The 16,847-nt window shown below is 73.6% G+C and carries 18 protein-coding genes; 12 read left to right on the top strand and 6 right to left on the bottom strand.

What is annotated here, in order from left to right:
* The first annotated feature begins 109 nt into the window (after positions 1–109).
* From ABT041_RS12925 to ABT041_RS12905, 5 genes are all read left to right on the top strand, one after another.
* Complete coding sequence (locus ABT041_RS12925; protein ID WP_351183211.1) at positions 110–871, top strand: aminotransferase class IV; 762 nt, start codon at positions 110–112, stop codon at positions 869–871.
* 28 nt (positions 872–899) lie between these two features.
* On the top strand, positions 900–2,618 hold the full coding sequence (locus ABT041_RS12920) for a right-handed parallel beta-helix repeat-containing protein (RefSeq protein ID WP_351183209.1): 1,719 nt from the start codon (positions 900–902) through the stop codon (positions 2,616–2,618).
* Positions 2,615–3,061 carry a hypothetical protein gene (locus ABT041_RS12915; RefSeq protein ID WP_351183207.1) on the top strand — a complete coding sequence of 149 codons (447 nt, stop codon included), beginning with the start codon at positions 2,615–2,617 and terminating at the stop codon, positions 3,059–3,061. Before ABT041_RS12920 ends, ABT041_RS12915 begins: the two co-directional genes overlap by 4 nt.
* Positions 3,062–3,424: 363 nt before the next feature.
* Positions 3,425–3,973: a GVDTG sorting domain-containing protein gene (locus ABT041_RS12910; RefSeq protein WP_351183205.1), complete on the top strand. Its 549-nt coding sequence runs from the start codon at positions 3,425–3,427 to the stop codon at positions 3,971–3,973.
* Positions 3,974–4,076: 103 nt separating this feature from the next.
* Entirely contained in the window at positions 4,077–4,697 is a 621-nt protein-coding gene (locus ABT041_RS12905; protein ID WP_351183203.1) for a class F sortase, read from the top strand.
* Positions 4,698–4,739: 42 nt separating this feature from the next.
* Here ABT041_RS12905 and ABT041_RS12900 read toward each other — a convergent pair whose 3' ends face one another.
* From ABT041_RS12900 to ABT041_RS12890, 3 genes are read right to left on the bottom strand one after another with little or no spacing between them, the layout of a single operon-like run.
* On the bottom strand, positions 4,740–5,525 hold the full coding sequence (locus tag ABT041_RS12900) for a sulfite exporter TauE/SafE family protein (protein WP_351183201.1): 786 nt from the start codon (positions 5,523–5,525) through the stop codon (positions 4,740–4,742).
* 37 nt (positions 5,526–5,562) lie between these two features.
* The gene (locus ABT041_RS12895) at positions 5,563–5,751 is read right to left on the bottom strand and encodes a hypothetical protein (protein ID WP_351183199.1); all 189 of its coding nucleotides are present in this window, start codon (positions 5,749–5,751) and stop codon (positions 5,563–5,565) included.
* Positions 5,741–7,156, bottom strand: a complete 1,416-nt coding sequence (locus ABT041_RS12890) for a ferredoxin reductase family protein (RefSeq protein ID WP_351183197.1) — start codon at positions 7,154–7,156, stop codon at positions 5,741–5,743. The genes ABT041_RS12895 and ABT041_RS12890 overlap by 11 nt, the downstream gene beginning before the upstream one ends.
* Before the next feature lie 205 nt (positions 7,157–7,361).
* Here ABT041_RS12890 and ABT041_RS12885 point away from each other — a divergent pair, with 205 nt between their 5' ends.
* From ABT041_RS12885 to ABT041_RS12860, 6 genes are all read left to right on the top strand, one after another.
* The gene (locus tag ABT041_RS12885; RefSeq protein WP_351183195.1) at positions 7,362–8,843 is read left to right on the top strand and encodes an NAD(P)/FAD-dependent oxidoreductase; all 1,482 of its coding nucleotides are present in this window, start codon (positions 7,362–7,364) and stop codon (positions 8,841–8,843) included.
* Positions 8,840–11,371: a nitrite reductase large subunit NirB gene (nirB, locus tag ABT041_RS12880; RefSeq protein ID WP_351183193.1), complete on the top strand. Its 2,532-nt coding sequence runs from the start codon at positions 8,840–8,842 to the stop codon at positions 11,369–11,371. The genes ABT041_RS12885 and nirB overlap by 4 nt, the downstream gene beginning before the upstream one ends.
* Positions 11,368–11,700 (top strand): nitrite reductase small subunit NirD, encoded by a 333-nt coding sequence (gene nirD / locus ABT041_RS12875; RefSeq protein WP_351183191.1) that lies wholly within the window; start codon positions 11,368–11,370, stop codon positions 11,698–11,700. Before nirB ends, nirD begins: the two co-directional genes overlap by 4 nt.
* Positions 11,701–11,737: 37 nt before the next feature.
* Entirely contained in the window at positions 11,738–12,322 is a 585-nt protein-coding gene (locus ABT041_RS12870; RefSeq protein ID WP_351183189.1) for a TetR/AcrR family transcriptional regulator, read from the top strand.
* A 77-nt stretch (positions 12,323–12,399) separates the two neighbouring features.
* A complete protein-coding gene (locus ABT041_RS12865; RefSeq protein ID WP_351183187.1) occupies positions 12,400–12,597 on the top strand; it encodes a hypothetical protein in 198 nt (65 codons plus the stop codon).
* Positions 12,598–12,602: 5 nt separating this feature from the next.
* A complete protein-coding gene (locus tag ABT041_RS12860) occupies positions 12,603–13,367 on the top strand; it encodes an SDR family NAD(P)-dependent oxidoreductase (RefSeq protein WP_351183185.1) in 765 nt (254 codons plus the stop codon).
* Between the two features lies 1 nt (position 13,368).
* On the opposite strand, the gene ABT041_RS12855 is transcribed toward ABT041_RS12860, so the two are convergent.
* From ABT041_RS12855 to ABT041_RS12845, 3 genes are all read right to left on the bottom strand, one after another.
* The gene (locus tag ABT041_RS12855) at positions 13,369–13,788 is read right to left on the bottom strand and encodes a VOC family protein (RefSeq protein ID WP_351183183.1); all 420 of its coding nucleotides are present in this window, start codon (positions 13,786–13,788) and stop codon (positions 13,369–13,371) included.
* Between the two features lie 88 nt (positions 13,789–13,876).
* Entirely contained in the window at positions 13,877–14,320 is a 444-nt protein-coding gene (locus ABT041_RS12850) for a group III truncated hemoglobin (RefSeq protein ID WP_351183181.1), read from the bottom strand.
* A gap of 55 nt (positions 14,321–14,375) precedes the next feature.
* Complete coding sequence (locus tag ABT041_RS12845; RefSeq protein ID WP_351183179.1) at positions 14,376–15,422, bottom strand: hypothetical protein; 1,047 nt, start codon at positions 15,420–15,422, stop codon at positions 14,376–14,378.
* 157 nt (positions 15,423–15,579) lie between these two features.
* Between ABT041_RS12845 and ABT041_RS12840 the strand changes: the two genes are divergently transcribed.
* Positions 15,580–16,737: a PhoX family protein gene (locus ABT041_RS12840; protein ID WP_351183177.1), complete on the top strand. Its 1,158-nt coding sequence runs from the start codon at positions 15,580–15,582 to the stop codon at positions 16,735–16,737.
* Positions 16,738–16,847 lie beyond the last annotated feature (110 nt).

Genomic DNA, 16,847 nt, shown 5'->3' with positions numbered 1-16,847 from the left:
CGGCGTGCAGCCGGGCGTGGGCGCCTTCGGTGACGAGGAGTTCACCGGGGCACCTCAGCTGGAGCGACCATCGGGGCCAAGTCCCGTGCGGGCGCCGTACGGTGAGGGCATGACGACACCTCCCGCGCACATCGAGATCGACGGGACCCCGGCGGCCGATCCGGAGCTCCTCGGCAGCCTCATGAGCGGCTACGGCCACTTCACGGCGATGCAGGTACGGGACGGGGGCGTGAAGGGCCTCGCGCTCCACCTCGACCGGCTCGACCGCTCCACGCGCGAGCTGTTCGACCGGAAGCTGGACGGCGAGCGGGTGCGCGGGCTCGTCACCGGGGCCCTCGCGCACGCCGGGCGGCGGGACGCCTCGGTCCGGGTGTACGTGTACCCGGGCGTCCGTACCGTGGTGACCGTCGCCGACCCGGCCCCCGACGGCATCGGCGCCCCGCAGCGCCTGACGGTCGTCGACTACTGGCGGCCGGCCGCGCACATCAAGCACCTGGGCGGCTTCGGCCAGCGCTTCCACGGCGAGGCGGCCCGCCGGGCAGGCTTCGACGAGGCCCTGCTGACCTCCCCGTACGGCGAGATCGCCGAGGGCGCGGTCACCAACATCGCCTTCTGGGACGGCACTTCGGTGGTCTGGCCGTCGGCGCCCTGCCTCACCGGCATCACCATGGCCCTCCTGGAGCCGCGCCTGCCCTCGGTCCGGCGCCCGGTGACCCTGGCCGACCTCCCGGGCTTCCGTGCGGCGTTCGTGACGAACTCCCGGACGATCGCGCCCGTGACGGCGATCGACGAGACGGCGTTCGCGGTGGACGAGGAGCTGATGGGGCGGGTGTGGGCGGCGTACGAGTCCGTGGAACGGGAAAGGCTCTGACCGAACGGGGACCGGGGGGATACACGAGATGGTCGCGAGATACGTCGTCTCGCCACGCGGGGGCCGTCGGGCCCACCCCGACATCACGTCGGCGCTCCGCGCGGCGGCCGCACGAGGCCGTGCGGCACTGATCGAGATCGCGCCCGGGCGGTACGAGGAGGCGCTCACCGTCCGCGGCGAGGTGCGGCTGGTCGCGGCCGAGGGCCCCGGCACCGTCCTGGTCGGCCGGGCCCGGGGCGCGGCCCTGGACGCCTTCGGACCGGTCCAGGTCCACGGGCTCGTCCTGGCCGGACGCGAGGCGGACGTCGTCGGCTGTCACACGGGGACGCTGACCCTTGAGCACACGGAGATCCGGGCCCACGGCGGCGTCGCGCTGCACGCCCGGCCGGGCACCTCCGTCACCCTGCGGGACAGCGCGGTCGCGCACGGCCGGACGCTCTTCTCCGGCGGCACGGGGCTCGTCGAGCGGTGCCGGTTCACCGATGCCGCGGACAACGCGGTCGCCGTGATCGACGGGGCCCGCGTCTCGGTCCGGGGCAGCCGGATCGAGGGCAGCCGGATCCACGGCGTGCGCGTCAGCGACGCCCAGGCCGAGGTCCTCGGCTGTGAGCTGACCGGCACCGGTCAGGCGGCGCTCGTGGCGGACGCCCGGGCGCGCCTCACGGTGGCGGACTGCGCGATCACCGCCGTGCACGCGGAGGGGATCATGTTCACCGAGCAGTCCCGGGGCTCCGTCGACCGCACGCGCGTCACGGACGCCCGGCACGGGATCGCCGCCGCGAGCGGGGCGGACCCCCTGGTGCGCGGCTGCGTCCTCACCGACTGCCGGGACACCGGCATCAACGTCCAGTCCGGGGCCAGGGGGCGCTTCGAGGACTGCGAGGTCCTGAACGCGGGGAACGTCTCGGTGTTCTCGACCGAGGGCGGCGCGCCGGAGGTGCACGGCTGCCGTGTCGTGGGAGGCAACGTCGGCATCGCCGTGACCGAGGGCGGCCTGGGCCGCTTCACCGGCACCTCGGTCGAGGACCTGCCGAACGCCGCGCTCCGGGTCCTGGACGAGGCCGGGGCCGTCTTCGCGCACCTGCGGGTGGAGCGCTGCCAGGCCGGCCTGGAGGTCCGGGGCAACGGAGGCACGACCGCCGAGGTCACCGACACGGTCTTCCGCGACGTCGCCCTGGCGGCGGTGGCCACGGGCGGCCAGTCCCGCGTCACGCTCGCGCAGGTGCGGGTGGACCGGGGCGCCCTGGGGTTCGGCGTCTGCGAGGAGTCGCAGATCCGCGTCACCGACAGCACCGTCACGGCGGTGAGCGGCTGCGGGGCGGCCGCCCTCGACAGCGGGCTGCTCTTCGCGCGGAACCTCACCGTGACCGGTTCGGAGGCGCTCGGGGTGTACGCCACGGGGTCCGCCCACGTGGACATCGCCGGGAGCGAGTTCACGGAGTGCGCGGTCGCGGGAGCGAGCTTCGACGGGGAGGCCGGCGGACAGCTGGTGGACTGCGCGGTGAACGGCTCCCGCGGGGCGGCCCTCGTGGGCAACGGCCGGGTGGACACGGCCGGGCTGCGGACCTCGCTCAGGATCCTGCGGCACGCGGAGAAGCCGGCCGGGCCGCCCCCGCGGATCGTCAACATCTTCAACGGGCCGGTCTTCAACGGCCCGGTCCAGGACGTCCAGATGGCCTGGGGCAACACCCACGTCGTCCAGAACAAGACCGAGACCGACACCGAAGGGGACGGTTCCCACAGATGAGCGACCCGCAGCAGGCACAGGACCCGGAGAACACCGACGAGCCGCAGGAGGTGCACCACTACGAGGGCCCCGTCTTCCACGGCGGTCAGGTCTCGAACGCCCAGTTCGCGTGGAACAACGAGACCGTCACGCAGAACCAGCAGAGCAACGGCACGGTCGCACCGGGGTACGAGACGCTCGCCGAGCGGGTGAACGAACTCCTCCGGGAGCTCCCCCGGGCCGGCCTCGCCGAGCAGGACCGCGAGGACACCCGGCAGGCGGCCGAGGAGGTCCTGGCGGAGATCACGGGACCCGAACCCGTCGAGGCGGGCCGGCTGCGCCGCGCGCTCACCGGCCTGCGGGGCGCCCTCGCGCCGGTCGCGACGGGGGTCGCGGCCGGGACGGCGGCGGGGGCGCAGGAATGGGCGGTGGCGGCGATCGGCGGGCTGACGGGGATCGGATAGCCCGGGGGCGTGCTCCGGCGCTGACCCGTCGGCCAGGGCGCGCCGGCACTCACCCGTCGGCCAGGGGCGGGCGCCGGCACCCACCGGCGGCCTGCCTGCGCTCCGGCGCTCAGCCCTCGGCCACGGACTCCGGCGCTCACCCGTTCGGCACGGACCGTCAGATGACCCCCCATATCGACCCTGACCTGCGGAAACGTTCGGAATCCAGCCGACACACCGTATCGAACGGCCCCGTCCTGATGCCCCATCAGCAGGCGGGGTGCGCGGCGCGGCTCTTATCTCGGTCTTAGAAGGTCCGGCTCCGGGATGTCCCTCCCGGCAGGACCAGCCGGCATGACCGCTCGCGCGCCCCGGAGGACCCCCATGCGCACCACTGCCCGCCTGTTCACCGGTACCGCGCTGGCGGTCCTCGCGATCGGGGCGTTCGGCGCCCCCGCTGCGTACGCGAACGACAACCAGGAGTGGAGCAACGAGAGCCACGAGTCGGGCGGGAACCACGAGTCGCTGGAGATCTTCCCCTCGTCCGCGTCCCCGGGCGAGACCGTCACCGTGAACACGCTCGCCTGCGGCAAGCACGGCCACGGCGTCGGGGACGCGAACTCGCTCGGCGCGGGCGAGTTCCAGCTGAGCCCGAGCACGCACAAGGAAGTCGTGGTCGGACAGTTCAGGGTGCCGGAGCACGTCAAGGCCGGCTCCTACGGGATCAGCGTGGCCTGCGACAACGGCAAGACCGCCCGGGGTGACCTGTGGGTCAAGCACCGGAGTCCCAGCGGCCACGTCCAAACCGGTGTCGGGGGCAGCGTCGGCCCCGACACCGCCCAGGTCACGGCAGGCGCGGCGGTGCTGGCCGCGGCTGCCGTCGGCGGGGTCGTGCTCCTGCGCCGCCGGGCGAGCGGCGCGCAGGGCCACTGAGACCACCGCCCGTCCTGCCCCCGCCGCGCGCCCGCACACGGCCCGGCGGGGGCAGGGCCACACCCGGCAGGGAAACACCCACGAAGCGACCGAGGGAAACCAGGTGAGCAGCAACAGGACCAAGGGCTGGGGCATAGCCGTGGCGGTCTGCGCCGGACTCTGGCTCGTGCAGAACGGCTCGGAGAACGTCACCCCGCCCGTGCCGTCGGCCGCGCAGGCCTTCGCCGCCGGGCCGAGCGTGCACACCGACGCCGCCGCCGACCCGCTGCCGCCCTCGCCGCCGGTCCGGCTGCGGATCCCCGAGACCGACGTGGACACCCCGATGATGCGGCTCGGCCTCGCGGAGAACGGCGCGCTCGACGTGCCGCCGGCCTCGAACCGGAACATGGCCGGCTGGTACGGGGACGGCACCACGCCCGGCGCCAAGGGCACCGCGATCGTCGCCGGGCATGTCGACAACGCCGACGGGCCCGCCGTCTTCTACACGCTGGGCGCGCTCAAGAAGGGCCACCGGATCGAGGTGGACCGGGAGGACGGGAAGACGGCCGTCTTCACGGTCGACGCGATCGAGGTGTACTACAACAAGAACTTCCCCAGCGACAAGGTGTACGCCGAGGCCGACCGGGCCGAGATCCGGGTGATCACCTGCGGCGGCGGCTTCTCGAAGAAGAACGGCTACCAGGGGAACGTGGTCGCCTTCGGCCACCTCATCGGGGTGAAGTGAGACCCCGGGCCCACGCGCACGAAGCCCGGCCCAGGCGCGGCCTCACGCCCACTGGTCGAAGGCCAGCTTCGCGACCAGCGAGAGCACCACGACCAGCAGCACCCCGCGGACGAACTCGGCGCCCTTGCTCAGCGCCATCCGCGCGCCGACCGTCCCGCCGACCAGGTTGAAGACGGCCATGACGGCCGCCAGCTGCCAGTACACGCTGCCCTGGTAGGCGAACATGGCGAGCGCACCCGCGTTGGTGCAGACGTTGACGATCTTCGCGGTGGCCGAGGCCGTCACCAGGTCGAGGTGCAGCACGGCGGTCAGCGCGAGCACGAGGAACGTGCCGGTGCCGGGCCCGAACAGCCCGTCGTAGAAGCCGATCCCGCCGCCGACGACCACGATCGCGGTCATGATCCGCGCCCGGGTCAGCGGCGCCCGCTCCTCCCCCTCGTTCTTCGCGCCGAAGGAGGGCCGCAGCATCACGAAGGCCGCGACCGCGAGCAGCACCACCATGATCACCGGGCGCAGGACGTCGCTGCTGATCCCGGCCGCGAAGAACGCGCCGCCCATGGAGCCGGCGAGGGCCGCCAGCCCGATCCGTACCGCCGTCCACACCTGCACGGGCGCCTTGCGGACATAGGTGACGGCGGCCCCGGTGGTGCCCACGATGGCGACGGCCTTGTTGGTGCCGAGGATCTGCGCGGCCGGGACGTGCGGCAGCCCGAGCAGCAGGGCGGGCAGCAGGAGCAGCCCGCCACCTCCCACCACGGCGTCGATCCAGCCGGCCACGAGTGCGGCGAGGCAGAGCAGGACGAGGGCGGTCAGCGAGATCTCGGGCATGGCCGTGAGCCTAGGGAGGAGATCGTTGCGCCGTCCATCAATCCGCTGATCGTTGAGCTACGTCTGAGCTTGCGGCGCCCGGTTCCCGGTCGGGGGCGGGCGGGGCCGCCGGGGTGACGACGGCGGTGAGCAGGGTCGCGGCGAGCGCCCCGGTGCCGAGGAGCGCGGCGGCGAGCCGCCGGCGGGCGCGCTCCGCGGGGCGCGGGGCCCGGTGTCTAGGCGGCATGGTCGAAGTCCTCGCTGTGGATGCGGGAGGCCGGCACCCCGGCCCTGAGCAGGGAGGCGGTCGCCGCGCGGGCCATCGCGGGCGGTCCGCACAGGTACACGTCGTGGGCGGCGAGTTCGGGCACGAGGTGGCGCAGCGCGCGCGGCGCGAGGGGGTCGAAGGCCCCGTCCGAGGGGCCGAGGAGGAAGTGCAGGGCGGCCTGCCGTTCGCGGGCGATGGTCTCCAGCTCGGCGCGCAGGACGAGACCGGTCGCGTCGGAGGCCCGGTAGAGGAGGGTCACGTCGCCGGGTCCGCCGGGCAGCGTCTCGAAGAGGGCGCGCAGCGGGGTGATGCCGACCCCTCCGGCGAGCAGCAGGACCTTGCGGCGGGTGCGGCGGTGGGCGGTGAGCGCGCCGAAGGGGCCGGAGGCGAGGACGCGGGTGCCGGGGCGCAGCCGGCGGATCCGGCGGGTGTGGTCGCCGAGCGCCTTCACGGTGATCCGCAGGGTGTCGTCGCGGACGGGCGCGGAGAGCGAGAACGGCAGGGCGGTCGCCCAGAGCCCGCGGCGCAGGAAGCGCCAGCGGAAGAACTGCCCGGGCTCGGCGCGGAGCAGGGCCACTCCCCTGCCGCGGACGAGGACCGAGACGACCCCGGGGCCCTCGTCGCGGACCTCGGCGACCCGCAGCTCGTGGCGGAGGGCGGCGCGGACGGGGACGGCGATGCGGTACCAGACGAGGAGCACGGCGACGGTGCCGTGTGCCATCGACCAGAGCCAGCGGGTGAGGAGACCGCCGGCGAGGTCGGGTCCGGCGAGCTGGTGGACGAAGCCGAGCGCGGCGGCGAGCAGGGCGCCGAGGTGGACCGCCCGCCAGGTCTCGTGCCGGACGCGGCGGCGGACGGCCCGGGCGGAGGTGATGCCGACGGCGACGAGGAGGCCGGTGCCGGCGGTGGCGGCGGCGATCGCCCCGTAGGCGAGGAGGTCCCCGGTGGCGGTGACGAGATCGGTACGGGTGTGCACGGCGTAACCGCAGAGGGCGAGGAGGGCGTGGGCGCCGATCAGACCGAGGACGCACCGGCCGCCGAGCGCGTGCCGGCGGGCGAGCCGGTCGGCGCCGACGCCGTGCTCGACGGCCGGGACGCGGGCCATGAGGAGGAGCAGGACGAGGACGCCGTATCCGGCGAGGAGGCCGGTGAGGTGCGCGCCGGTCGCGAAGAACGCGTCGAGGCGGGCGGAGGGCCGGGCCTGCACGCCCCACAGCAGGGCGACGGCCCCGGCGCCGGCGGCGATCGCGTTCCGCAGCCGGTCGGGGGCGAGCCGCAGCGGGGGCGCGGGCGGCGCCTCGGCCGGGGGCCGCTCGGACAGCGGGACGGCCAGAGGGGTGTAGAGGGGGTGGTGGAGGGGGTGGTGGCGGGCCTCGGTGGTCACGTCCGGCACCCTAGAGCGGCCCGTATACGGGAACGGCGTCCTTAAGGCGGGCTTGAGCCGAGACTGACCGGGCGTTAATCCGGCGGGGGCCGCGGAGCGGTCCTGGCGGGCCTCACAGCGCCGCCCGCCGCGGACGGAGATCAGCGTTCCGTACGGGAAACAGTCGGGATGCCGACGGGTAACACCGGCCCCGCACGCTTCCGTCATGAGTACACGGATCGTGGTGGTCGGGGGCGGGACGGCGGGCGCCCGGCTCGCCCAGCGCCTGCCCGTCACCCTCCTCGGCGAGGAACCGCACGCCCCGTACAACAGGGTGCTCCTCGCCGACGTCCTCGCCGGACGGTACGCCCCCGAGGTCATCGCCCTGCCCGGGACCCGGGAGCCGGTACGGCTCGGGGTCCGGGCGGTACGGATCGACCGGGCGGCGCGGACGGTGGAGTGCGCGGACGGCTCGCTGGTCGGGTACGACCGGCTGGTCCTGGCCACCGGCTCCAACCCGGTGCTTCCGCCGCTGCGGGGCCTGCGGGGAGCGGCGCTGCCCTCCGGCGTCCACCCCTTCCGCACCCTTGACGACTGCCTGGAGCTCCGCGCTGTCGTACGGCCCGGGGTGCGGGCCGTCGTCATCGGCGGCGGGCTCCTCGGCGTCTCCGCCGCGCGGGCGCTCGCGGCGCTCGGCGCGGAGGTCGTCCTGGCGCAGCAGGGCGAGCGCCTGATGGAGCACCAGCTCGACGCGCAGGCCTCGGCGCTGCTCCGGGAGCACGTCGAGTCCCTCGGCGTCGAGGTGCACACGGAGTGCCGGGTGAGCGGGCTACGGCAGCGGGACGGGGCGGTGACGGCGGTCGAACTGGCCGACGGCTTCGTCCTCGACGCGCAGGTCGTGGTCCTGGCGTGCGGGGTCCGGCCCCGGGTGGCCCTGGCCCGGGAGGCGGGCCTGACGGTCGCGCGGGGCATCGTGGTCGACGACGAGCTGCGGACGTCGGACCCGTACATCCACGCGATCGGCGACTGCGCGGAACACGAGGGCCACGTCTACGGCCTGGCCGGCCCGGCGCTCGAACAGGCCGATGTCCTGGCGGACGTGCTGCTGGCGGAGCGGGCGACGCCCACGCCCGTTGTGGGCAATCGTTCCGCTGGGGCGATGGGGGTCCCCCCTGCTCGAGCGGAGCCGAGAGCTTGGGGGAGGGTGGGCACACGGGACGGCGCCCTCAGCGGCGCCTCCGCGTTCCGTGCCGACCCGTACCCCGACGGCCCCGCGCATCCGGTGCGGGTCCAGGCGCGGGAGGCGGAGGCACCCGCAAAGGTGCCGTCCGTTGTGCCCACCCGTTCCGCCCCTGCGGAACGTATGCCCACAACGGCCGACGCCACACCCGCCGAGCGCACGCCCACAGCTCGGTACACCGGCACCCGCGCCCTCACCCGCCTCACCCTCGCCGGCCCCGAACCCCTCGACCTCGCCGCGTTCGGCGAGACGACCCCCCAGCCCGGCGACGACGTCGTCCAGCTCACCGACGCCACCCGCAGCGCCTACCGCAAGGTCGTCGTCCGGGGCGACCGCCTCGTCGGCGGAGTCCTCCTCGGCGACCTCGCCGCCGTCGGCGCGCTCGCAAGGGCCTGGGAGGGCGACGAGGCCCTGCCCGACGAGGCCCCCCTGCTCCACCTGCTCACCCACGACGGAGGCTCCTCATGACCACCCCCACCATCGTCCTGGTCGGCCACGGAATGGTCGGCCAGCGGTTCCTGGAGGCGCTCGCCGACCGTGGCGTCACCGAGCGGGCCAGGATCGTGGTCCTCTGCGAGGAGCCGCGCCCGGCCTACGACCGCGTCCAGCTGACCTCGTACTTCTCCGGGAAGACGCCCGAGGACCTGTCGATGGTCGAGGACGGCTTCATGGAGAAGCACGGCATCGAGCTGTACACGAACGACCCGGCCGAGACGATCGACCGCGCGGCCCGGACGGTGACCGCCCGCTCGGGTCGGGTCGTCGCGTACGACACGCTCGTCCTGGCCACCGGCTCGTACCCCTTCGTGCCGCCGGTCCCCGGCAAGGACGCCACGGGCTGTTTCGTCTACCGGACGATCGAGGACCTCCTCGCGATCGAGGAGTACGCGAAGACGGCGAAGGCCGGCGCGGTCGTCGGCGGCGGTCTGCTCGGCCTGGAGGCGGCGGGCGCGCTCAAGGGCCTCGGTCTGGACACGCACGTCGTGGAGTTCGCGCCGCGCCTGATGCCGGTGCAGGTCGACGAGGGCGGCGGCGCGGCCCTGCTCCGCACGATCGAGAAGATGGGCCTGACCGTCCACACGGGGACGGGCACGCAGGAGGTCGTGACGGCGGACGGCGCCGTGACGGGCATGAAGCTGTCGGACGGTTCCGAACTGGCCACGGACATGGTCGTGTTCTCGGCGGGTGTGCGCCCCCGGGACCAGCTGGCCCGCGACTGCGGCCTGGACGTCGGCGAGCGCGGCGGCATCGCCGTGGACGAGCTGTGCCGGACCTCCGACCCGGCGGTCTTCGCGATCGGCGAGTGCGCGCTGGCCTCGGACGGCCGGGTGTACGGCCTGGTCGCGCCGGGCTACGAGATGGCGCAGACGGCGGCGGCGACGATCGCCGAGGAGACGGTCGACGGGTTCACCGGCGCCGACATGTCGACGAAGCTGAAGCTGCTCGGCGTGGACGTGGCCTCGTTCGGCGACGCGCACGGCACGGCCGAGGGCTGCCTCGACGTCGTGTACTCGGACTCCCGCTCGGGCGTCTACAAGAAGCTGGTGGTCTCCGGAGACGGGGTGCTGCTCGGCGGTGTCCTGGTCGGCGACGCGGAGCAGTACGGGCTGCTGCGCCCGCTCACGGGTTCCGTGCCGCCGGTCTCGCCCGAGCAGCTGGTGCTCCCGGCGGGCGCGGGCGCCCCGGTGGCGCTCGGCCCGTCCGCGCTGCCGGACGACGCGGTGATCTGCTCCTGCCACAACGTGACCAAGCACGAGATCGGCCAGTGCACGAGCCTCGCCGAGGTGAAGCGGTGCACCAAGGCCGGTACGGGCTGCGGCAGTTGCGTCAAGACGATCGAGAAGCTGCTGCCGGCCCCCACCGACAAGGGGCTCTGCGGCTGCTTCTCGTACACCCGCAGCGAGCTGTACGAGATCGCCCGCACCCTGCGGCTGACCTCCTTCGCGGCGCTGCTCGACTCGCACGGGCGTGAGGAGGCGCGGGGCGGCGAGGGCTGCGAGGTCTGCAAGCCGACCGTCGGCTCCATCCTCGCGAGCCTCGCCCCGACACTCGGCATGGGCGGCTACATCCTCGACGGCGAGCAGGCCTCCCTCCAGGACACCAACGACCACTTCCTCGCCAACCTGCAGCGCAACGGCTCCTATTCGGTGGTGCCGCGCATCCCCGGCGGCGAGATCACGCCGGACAAGCTGATCGTGATCGGCGAGGTGGCCCGCGACTTCGGGCTCTACACGAAGATCACCGGCGGTCAGCGGATCGACCTCTTCGGCGCCCGGGTGGACCAACTGCCCTCGATCTGGACCCGGTTGGTCGACGCGGGCTTCGAGTCGGGGCACGCGTACGGCAAGGCGCTGCGCACGGTGAAGTCCTGCGTCGGGCAGACCTGGTGCCGCTACGGCGTCCAGGACTCCGTGAAGATGGCGATCCAGCTCGAACTGCGCTACCGGGGCCTGCGCGCCCCGCACAAGCTGAAGTCGGCGGTCTCGGGGTGCGCCCGTGAGTGCGCGGAGGCCCAGTCGAAGGACTTCGGGATCATCGCGACGGCGAACGGCTGGAACCTGTACGTCGGCGGGAACGGCGGCGCGACCCCGCGCCACGCGGACCTCCTCGCGCAGGACCTCTCGGACGCCGAACTGGTGCGGCTCATCGACCGGTTCCTGATGTTCTACATCCGGACGGCGGACCGCCTGGAGCGGACGTCGACCTGGCTGGAGCGCCTGGAGGGCGGGCTCGACCACCTCAAGGACGTGGTGGTGCACGACTCGCTCGGGCTCTGCGACGAGCTGGAGGCACTGATGGCCGCGCACGTCGCCGACTACCGGGACGAGTGGGCCCAGACCCTGGACGACCCGGAGCGGCTGCGGCGCTTCGTCTCCTTCGTGAACGCGCCGGGGGCGCCGGACCCGTCGGTCCGGTTCGTGCCGGAGCGCGACCAGATCAAGCCGGACCTCACGATTCTCACGATCGGAAACCTGGAAGGGGCCACCTCCCGATGACGACGACACTCGAGCTCTCCGTCTCCCCCGACTCCTGGATGGCGGTCTGCGAGGAGGCCCGGCTGACGCCCGGCCGCGGTGTGGCGGCGCTGCTGCCGGACGGCCGGCAGGCGGCGGTCTTCCGGGACCGCTCGGGCCGGACGTACGCGATCGACAACCGGGATCCGTTCACGGGCGCGCAGGTGCTGTCCCGGGGGCTCGTCGGCTCGGCGGGCGGGCGGCCGTTCGTGGCCTCGCCGCTCCTGAAGCAGCGTTTCGACCTGGAGACGGGGCGCTGCCTGGACGACGAGGAGGTCGCGGTGGCGGTGTATCCGGTGCGCACCAGGTAACTTGACCGATCGTTCCAGAAAGCCGTACGGTCCTCTCGTGGCCAGGACCAAGGAATTCGATCCGGAGGCCGCGCTCCAGGCGGCGCTCGAACTGTTCTGGGCGCGCGGCTACGAGGCGACGACGATGTCCGACCTCGTGGAGCGCCTCGGGATCGGCCGCGCCAGCATCTACGCGACCTTCGGCAACAAGCACGAGCTGTACCTGAAGGCGATGGACCGCTACCTGGAGACCTGCGACCCGCGGATCGTCGAGGAGCTGTCCGCGCCGGGCCCGGCCCTGCCGGCCGTGCGGGCGCTCGTCCGCCGCTTCGCCGCCGAGGCGACGGCGGACGGGGAGCGCCTGAACGGCTGCTTCATCACCAACTCGGCCGCGGAGCTGGGCCCGCACGACACGGTGGTCGCGCGCCGGGTCGAGCTGAGCTGGGAGCAGATCGAGACCCTGCTGTACGGGGCGCTCACCCGGGCACGCGCGGGGGGCGAGCTCCCGGCCGACCGGGATCCGCGGGCCCTGTCGCGGATGCTGCTCGTGCTGCTCCAGGGGATACGGGTGGTCGGCAAGGTGTCCGGCGAGCCGAGCCGGGTCACGGACGCGGCGGAGCAGGCACTGGGGCTGTTGGACTGAGGGAAGGGCGCCCACGACGGCGCCCTTTCTCCGGGGCTCATTCTGGAACGTACGGTCAAGTTCAGTAGGGGGGGAAGATGCGCACGACACGGTTGCGGCGGCCCCGGGCCGTGGTGTCCCGCCACGACCCCCTGCTCCTCGGGGCCGTCCGGACGACGCTCATCTCCACGCTCGCCGCCCTGCTCGCCCCCGGCGGCGACGCGGTGTCGCCGCCGGCGGCGGCCGCCCTGTTCACCGTCCTCGCCGCGACCGTTCACCTCCACCGGAAAGGCTGACCCTCATGTCCGCACGCTTCACCGACCGCACCGTCCTCGTCACCGGCGCCGGTTCCGGTCTCGGCCGGGCCATCGCGCTCGCCTTCGCCGCCGAGGGCGCGAAGGTCGTCGTCGCCGGCCGTACGGCGGAACCCCTGGACGGGACGGTCGCCCTGATCGAGGCCGCCGGGGGCACGGCCGCCGCGGTGACCGCCGACGTGGCGAGCGCCGAGTCCACCCGGGAGCTGGTCCGCCGCGCGGTCGAGCTGTACGGCGGCCTGGACGTGGCCGTGAACAACGCCGGGGTCTTCCGGGGCGGCGGCCACAGCGCCGCCGACCTCCCCCTGGAGGACTGGCGGACGCTGCTCGACGTCAACGTGACGGGCGTGCTGCACGCCCTCCAGGCCGAGGTCGCCCACATGCGGGCGAACGGCGGCGGGGCCATCGTGAACATCGCGTCCAACCTGGGTCCGCACGTCCGGATCCCCGGGGTCTTCGGCTACCAGGTCTCCAAGGCGGCGGTCTCGGCGATCACCCGGGCCGCGGCCCTGGACCACATCGGCGACGGAGTCCGGATCAACGCGGTCAGCCCCGGCGCGGCGGAGTCCACGATGTCGCTGCGGCCCGGCGAGACGGAGGCCGAGCGGGAGGTCCGGATGAAGGAGCAGTCGCCCCTCGGCCGTATCTCTTCGGCGGCCGAGGTGGCGGCGGCGGTGCTGTACCTCGCGTCGGACGACGCGGGCTCGGCCGTCGGCACGGACCTGGTGATCGACGGCGGCGTCTCGGCCTGAGTCAGCCCTGGCCCTGGACGGCCGCCGGGTCCATCCAGAAGACCTCCCAGTGGTGGCCGTCCAGGTCGGTGAAGGAGCGGCCGTACATGAAGTCCATCTCCATCGGCTCCTTCGCCCGCCCGCCGCCGGCGGCGAGGGCGCGGTCGGCCAGCTCGTCGACCTTCTCCCGGCTCTCGCAGCTCAGCGTGACCAGGACCTCGGTGGTCTTGGTCGCGTCGGAGATCTCCTTGCCGGGCGCCATGAAGGACTGGAACTTGGGCTCTTCGAGGAGCATCGCGAAGATCGTGTCGCTGAAGACCACACAGGCGGTGGTCTCGTCGCTGAACTGCGGGTTCGAGGAGAAGCCGAGCTCCTCGAAGAAGGCCTTGCCGGCGTCGACGTCCTTGACGGGCAGGTTCACGAAGATCATCTGCGGGGCCATGGCGCTCTCGTCTCTCTCGTTCGGTGCTGTCGAGAGGTAAGACGGTCCTGCCCCTCGGAACTCATCGGTCTCCGAGGATTCTTTTCGCTCAGGCCACGGAACGCAGTTCGAGCGCCGCCAGCGGGACGAACCCGCCGCCGGTGCCCTCCGTCGACCCGTCGCCCAGCCGCTTCAGCATGGCGAGGGCGATCCGCTCGCCCTGTGCCTTGGCCCGCTCGGCCCGCGGCCCCTGGTGGAGCCCGTCGACGGTGGCGTGCCACAGCTGCACCCAGCGGCCGAAGTGCGCGGCGGTGAGCGGCCGGGCGGAGTGGAGGGCGGCGTGCGGGGCGAAGGCGTCCCGCCCGTAGTCGGCCGTACGGAAGAGGGCGCGCTCCCAGAAGTCGGCGATGCGCGGCAGGTGGACCTCCAGGTCGGTCCCGGCGATCTCGGTGAAGAAGGGCCCGATCAGCGGGTCGGCGAAGGCGGCGCCGTAGAAGCGGCGCAGCAGCACGTCGAGGTCGTGGCGGTCGCTGATGTCCCGGGTGGCACGCATGCCCCCCAGTGTCCCCCGCGCCGGGACCGGGCCCCAGTGCCGAAGGTCCCCGGCCTCAGGCGGTCCAGCGGCGGACGGTGTCGGTCGTGGTGTCGTACGTGAGCCAGGTTCCGTCGCCGAGGGGACGGACCGGGACGTCGGCCGGGCCGGAGGGGTAGCGGACGCGTCCGCGTCTCTCCAGGGTGCGGGCGTCGAGGAGCCAGGTGCCGTGCCCCTCGGGATCGGAGTCGTACGGGACCTGGGTGGCGGCGAGGACGGTGTCGCCGTCGAGGAAGCCGCAGGCGTGGTCCCAGCGGACGTCCTCGTTCTCGGCGAGGACCGTGCCGTCGAGGGCGTGCAGCTGGAGGTCGTTGCCGTTGTGCTCGATCGTGAGGAATCCGGTGTGCTCGGGGTGGACGTCGAACAGGATGCGGTCGAGCCCGTCGTTCAGCCCGTCGTGGACGGTGAGCCGCTGCCCGTCCCAGCGCCCCCAGTACACGAGGACGCCGTCCTGGCCCATGCCGACGCACAGGCCCATGTGCACGCCGTCGGGGTGGGCGAGGTGCCACGAGCCGGAGGCCACGCTGTCCGGCAGTGGGAGCCGGGCCAGCTCGCGGCCGTCCTCGGCGTCGAGGACGACCCAGCCCTCCAGGTAGTCGTCGGGGTCGTCCCCCGCCTCCAGGACGACATGGGCCCAGACGAAGCGGCCGTCGTGGGAGACCCCGCTGGAGCCGGACTCGCTCCCCGGGCAGACCTGCCGCTCGTCGCCGGTGTGCGGGTGGCCGACCGCCTGGTCCCAGCAGGCGTGCTCGTACACCCAGCGGGTCGTGCCGTCGGCGCGCACCGCCCGCACCGACCGCTGTCCGGAGAAGGCGGCGAAGGCCAGGTCCGGGTGGACCGAGTGGGTTCCCCCGCCCCAGCCGGGCCAGGGCAGCGGGAAGACGGCGGCCGGCGCCCGGTCCCCCGCGAACAGCGCCTCCAGTTCGTGCACTTCGAGATCGGTCCCGTGCAGCAGCAGGGCCCGGTGCCGGCCCGTCCCCCGCTCCTCGAAGGGGCAGCCGTAGACCAGTTCACGTGCTCCGGGCAGCGCGACCGAATCGAGCAGGTGTGCGTCGACGTCCATGCCGAGAACCTAGCGCCCCGCACCGACAGCGGGCGCCCGTCTGCGCTTCACCGCTCGTTGACGCCCAGTCAATTCCGTACTCCTAGGTTCCTGAAGCGCGCGACCCCGTCCCCGACCGGACGACGGGGCGGATCACCATCCTTCTCGGGAGTGAGACGTGGAGCGACGCAGTTTCCTGCGTGGAGCGGTCATCGGCACCTCGGCCGCCGCCTTCGGCGGCAGCCTGTGGCAGAGCGCGGCCGTCGCGGCCCCGGCCCAGCCCGGCGCCGGCCCCTACGGGGCGCTGGGCGCGGCGGACGCGAACGGCATCCAGCTGCCGGCCGGGTTCACCAGCCGGGTGATCGCCCGGTCCGGCCAGACCGTGGCCGGCACCTCGTACGCCTGGCACAACGCCCCCGACGGCGGCGCCTGCTTCGCCGACGGCACGGGCTGGATCTATGTCTCGAACTCGGAGATCAACCCGAGCGGCGGCGCGAGCGCGGTGCGGTTCGACTCGGCCGGCACGATCACCGGCGCGTACCGCATCCTGTCCGGCACCCGGCAGAACTGCGCCGGCGGCAAGACGCCGTGGAACACCTGGCTGTCCTGCGAGGAGGTGTCCCTCGGCTACGTCTACGAGACGAACCCCTGGGGCGGCACCGCCACCCGCCGTGACGCGATGGGCCGGTTCAAGCACGAGGCGGCGGCCGCCGACCCGGTGCGCCGCGTGGTCTACCTGACCGAGGACGAGACGGACGGCTGCTTCTACCGGTTCGTCCCCACGACCTGGGGCGACCTCTCCTCCGGCACCCTCCAGGTCCTCAAGGCCGGCACCGCCACCTCGGGGTCGTTCACCTGGCAGAACGTGCCGGACCCGGACGGCTCCCCGACCACCACCCGCACCCAGGTGTCCGGCGCGAAGCACTTCAACGGCGGCGAGGGCTGCCACTACGCGAACGACACCGTCTGGTTCACGACCAAGGGCGACAACCGGGTCTGGCAGGTCAACCTGGCCGCCGGGACCTACGAACTGGCCTACGACGACTCGCTGGTGGTCGGCGGCGGCGCCCCGCTCACCGGCGTGGACAACATCACCGGCTCGTCCTCCGGTGACCTGTACGTCGCCGAGGACGGCGGCAACATGGAGATCTGCATCATCACCCCGGACGACGTGGTCACGCAGTTCCTGCGGATCAACGGCCAGTCCGGCTCCGAGATCACCGGACCGGCCTTCTCCCCCGACGGCACGCGGCTGTACTTCTCCAGCCAGCGCGGCACGACGGGCAGCTCCTCGGGCGGCATCACCTACGAGGTGACGGGCCCCTTCCGCGCGTAGCCACGAGCCGGCCAACCTCCTTCCGCGTCGTCACGAGTCGGCCGGCCGCCTTCTGCGTGGTCACGGGTCGGGCCGGCCGGCCCGTCCGCGCGTCGGCACAGGCCGGCATC

The sequence above is a fragment of the Streptomyces sp. NPDC002825 genome (assembly GCF_040295385.1).
In the GTDB taxonomy this organism is placed as follows: Bacteria; Actinomycetota; Actinomycetes; order Streptomycetales; family Streptomycetaceae; genus Streptomyces.
This window is presented reverse-complemented; position numbering and strand designations above follow the sequence as displayed.

Coding starts and splice junctions, on each gene's coding strand:
- ABT041_RS12925 (WP_351183211.1), top strand. CDS start 110: ATGACGACACCTCCCGCGCACATCGAGATCGACGGGACCCCGGCGGCC.
- ABT041_RS12920 (WP_351183209.1), top strand. CDS start 900: ATGGTCGCGAGATACGTCGTCTCGCCACGCGGGGGCCGTCGGGCCCAC.
- ABT041_RS12915 (WP_351183207.1), top strand. CDS start 2,615: ATGAGCGACCCGCAGCAGGCACAGGACCCGGAGAACACCGACGAGCCG.
- ABT041_RS12910 (WP_351183205.1), top strand. CDS start 3,425: ATGCGCACCACTGCCCGCCTGTTCACCGGTACCGCGCTGGCGGTCCTC.
- ABT041_RS12900 (WP_351183201.1), bottom strand. CDS start 5,525: ATGCCCGAGATCTCGCTGACCGCCCTCGTCCTGCTCTGCCTCGCCGCA.
- ABT041_RS12895 (WP_351183199.1), bottom strand. CDS start 5,751: ATGCCGCCTAGACACCGGGCCCCGCGCCCCGCGGAGCGCGCCCGCCGG.
- ABT041_RS12885 (WP_351183195.1), top strand. CDS start 7,362: ATGAGTACACGGATCGTGGTGGTCGGGGGCGGGACGGCGGGCGCCCGG.
- nirB (WP_351183193.1), top strand. CDS start 8,840: ATGACCACCCCCACCATCGTCCTGGTCGGCCACGGAATGGTCGGCCAG.
- nirD (WP_351183191.1), top strand. CDS start 11,368: ATGACGACGACACTCGAGCTCTCCGTCTCCCCCGACTCCTGGATGGCG.
- ABT041_RS12865 (WP_351183187.1), top strand. CDS start 12,400: ATGCGCACGACACGGTTGCGGCGGCCCCGGGCCGTGGTGTCCCGCCAC.
- ABT041_RS12860 (WP_351183185.1), top strand. CDS start 12,603: ATGTCCGCACGCTTCACCGACCGCACCGTCCTCGTCACCGGCGCCGGT.
- ABT041_RS12855 (WP_351183183.1), bottom strand. CDS start 13,788: ATGGCCCCGCAGATGATCTTCGTGAACCTGCCCGTCAAGGACGTCGAC.
- ABT041_RS12850 (WP_351183181.1), bottom strand. CDS start 14,320: ATGCGTGCCACCCGGGACATCAGCGACCGCCACGACCTCGACGTGCTG.
- ABT041_RS12845 (WP_351183179.1), bottom strand. CDS start 15,422: ATGGACGTCGACGCACACCTGCTCGATTCGGTCGCGCTGCCCGGAGCA.